The organism is Acinetobacter sp. YH16052 (assembly GCF_013417155.1).
GTDB lineage: Bacteria > Pseudomonadota > Gammaproteobacteria > Pseudomonadales > Moraxellaceae > Acinetobacter.
Genome location: NZ_VPEO01000089.1, coordinates 1 through 2,687 on the forward strand (window position 1 = coordinate 1; position 2,687 = coordinate 2,687).

4 protein-coding genes are annotated in these 2,687 nt (G+C 30.4%); 3 read left to right on the forward strand and 1 reads right to left on the reverse strand.

Annotated elements, in window-relative coordinates; all coding sequences use genetic code 11:
* Window positions 1-312 precede the first annotated feature (312 nt).
* The 3 genes from FTV42_RS16135 (at window position 313) to FTV42_RS16145 (ending at window position 2,383) form a co-directional block, all read left to right on the forward strand.
* Window positions 313-1,089, forward strand: a complete 777-nt coding sequence (locus FTV42_RS16135) for a tetratricopeptide repeat protein (RefSeq protein ID WP_092768988.1) — start codon at window positions 313-315, stop codon at window positions 1,087-1,089.
* Window positions 1,090-1,091: 2 nt separating this feature from the next.
* Window positions 1,092-1,469 carry a hypothetical protein gene (locus tag FTV42_RS16140; RefSeq protein ID WP_179997592.1) on the forward strand — a complete coding sequence of 126 codons (378 nt, stop codon included), beginning with the start codon at window positions 1,092-1,094 and terminating at the stop codon, window positions 1,467-1,469.
* Window positions 1,470-2,176: 707 nt separating this feature from the next.
* Entirely contained in the window at window positions 2,177-2,383 is a 207-nt protein-coding gene (locus FTV42_RS16145) for a 3-hydroxybutyryl-CoA dehydrogenase (protein ID WP_228284210.1), read from the forward strand.
* Between the two features lie 105 nt (window positions 2,384-2,488).
* Here the strand turns inward: FTV42_RS16145 and FTV42_RS16150 are convergent.
* Window positions 2,489-2,687: type II toxin-antitoxin system RelE/ParE family toxin (locus FTV42_RS16150; protein ID WP_180039198.1), on the reverse strand; the 199-nt coding region annotated here is incomplete at its 5' end.

A 2,687-nucleotide genomic window follows, 5' to 3' on the forward strand; every position in this document is an offset into this window, starting at 1 on the left:
AATAGATAAGCACAAGGACTGTAAGGTACGACAGGAGTTATACCGAACGAACCAATACGAAAAACCCCGGCAGGATGCCGGGGTTTTTTCTTATCTAAATTAATTCAACTAATCAGTATTTTATTAATTGTAGAAAAATGACAACCAAGTGTTTAGTATAGAAATGGATGATATTTAGTAAAAAAAATAGTATTTTTCGATCTAATCCTTTATTTTTGAAGTATAAATTTATGACCCACCTAAAATTAGTAACTCAGTAAAGCAAAATATTGTACTATACCCGCGCATTAAAAATGGAATTCCTAATCGACTATGATATCTCCTCAAACTATTGATAAAAGCATTTTTGATGCTATGTTCTCTAATGTTAGGAAAACATCTAGTGTCTTTAAAATTCAATCATGGAAAAGAGATGCGGAAAAGGTTCGTAGTATAGATATATGCAAATATAAAGCTATTTTAGGCACAATAGCTGCTTATGAAAATAAGCATGATGAAGCTATAAATATATTTAAATCTATATTATTACTTACAAAAGATTGTGGCTATCAGGCTATGATCTACTCAAACATAGCTAATGTTTTAGGACATGCTGGAAAGTACTCAGAAGCAATTGATTCCTATTGGAAAGCTTTTGAGTTAAGTAATAATCCATCATATTTTGAATCGTTCTTTAATTTATGTAAAATTTATTATATTAATGATCAAAGGCTAACTAATATGAAGTCTTTAGATGACAATAAGAAAAAATTCTATGAACAAGAATTATTAAGCTTAAATGAGACGCGTCAAGAAATTATAGAAAATACAAATCTAAATCTCGATTTGTATAGAGATGTATTGAAAGTAGCTTTTTCTGTCTTCTTCACACACTGTAATAATCAAGTTAATAGATTTATAGAAGTGAATGATAGTCAAATTTCTACAATACTATTCAATACCGATTTGGATCTAGAAACAGTTATGCTGTTAAATGATGGTATGAATGATAAATTTTTAGACTTATTAGATAGTTATGAGTATGAAGAGCTTATTAAATATCCTATAATATTTACGGCTGAAAATTTTAAAAGCAATGAATTAGGATAGTCGTGGATAGCATAGAATTTTTAAATTTTGCACAAAAAATCATTTCTATTACTCCAATTTCAGAAATTGATTATCGTCAGATAATAAGCCGTAGTTATTACTGTGCATTTCATAAACTTAATGAAAAATCCAATTCCTTAGGCATTCCTGTGAATGCCTATAAAGGTGGAACTCATGCATCCTTACGGCAGACTTTAATAGAATTACGTCCGGCAAATAAACAATTGAAAGCTATAGCATATCGACTAGTTAGCTTCCATCAATTACGTATTATTGCAGATTATAAGTTAGAGGATAAAGTGACAGAAATATCAGCTAAGGAATCTATTGAAAACTGCAAAAAAATATTAGATCAAATTAATTTAGTTACTAGTCTGTAATCTTTTAAAAGCACTTTTTCCTTTTATTTAACATAAAATCTCTTATACGAAATCCAGATTCAAGACATAAAAAAGCCCGACATCCTGTCGGGCTTTTTCATATCGGGTTGCTAATCTTACTGATCTCGTGCTGCCCATTCCTTGCGCTATTTTCTTATTCTTGTTTTCTGGAAACATCCAGTTCCCTTATGTATTCATCATAGGGCTAATGCCTTGGATTACCAATCCGCAAAATCCTTAAATCTGTGTAAGTTTTAGCTTACAAAGTTGGCCTATTTTATCCCAAGAGTTGTCCGCAGAAATTGGGGATTATTTCTGAACTGTGACCCTTGAGAAATCAGGAAAAAATGCAAAAACGAATGTTTTTTGATCAATTTTATTGGCTAAAAGTTACAGTTTTGCTTAAAAAGAAACCGACTTGTTTCCAAGTCGGTTTTTTGTGGTTTTTCAGGGGGATGAAAAATTTTTAACTATATGAAAAACAAGGATATTTTAAAAAGCATTTCGTATAAGCTCTATTATGTTAAATGAAGTAAAATTCTATAGATTTTAATATCCATAGAAATCTTTTAGTATTTATTTTTAAAATGAAATTTCCCATTATGAGAAAACCAATAATTTTTTCGATCTTATTACTAATTTGTTCCTTTTCATATGCGGATGACAATAAACAATGTGATGGAATTGCATATGCAGCAGACACCTTGATGACTTTTCATCAAATGGGTTCAGACGTAGAAAAAGCTAAAAGTATTTATAGCAACCTCTTCAAAGAGGAAGGTGAAATTTTCAATCAGATAGTAGATGAAGTAAAGAAATCACCTATCTATACCAAAGAGGAAGAAGCAGAAAAAGCTATAGAAGATTTTAAAAATAAATGGAAAAACTATTGTATAGAAAACAATATAAAATGATTCGCAATTAAATTGATGATCTGCATAGTGATTCTAAAAATTTCCTAAAATTAACGTAATACACGTTATACGAAGTCAAAAAATGGGAGCTATAAGCTCCCATTTTTAGTCTTTAATGCGCTTTTTAGCTTCGTCATAAACTATGCTATCAGCTCGTTTCCCGACTGTGATGAGCAAGATAACTACCTGATCATCTTTAACTTGATAGACAAGTCTGACACCAGCTTTTAATAATTTAATTTTATAGCAACCTGCAAGATCGCCTCTCAGCATATTCTTTGGAATATGTGGCTGCTCTATGACT

Coding starts and splice junctions, on each gene's coding strand:
- FTV42_RS16135 (WP_092768988.1), top strand. CDS start 313: ATGATATCTCCTCAAACTATTGATAAAAGCATTTTTGATGCTATGTTC.
- FTV42_RS16145 (WP_228284210.1), top strand. CDS start 2,177: ATGACTTTTCATCAAATGGGTTCAGACGTAGAAAAAGCTAAAAGTATT.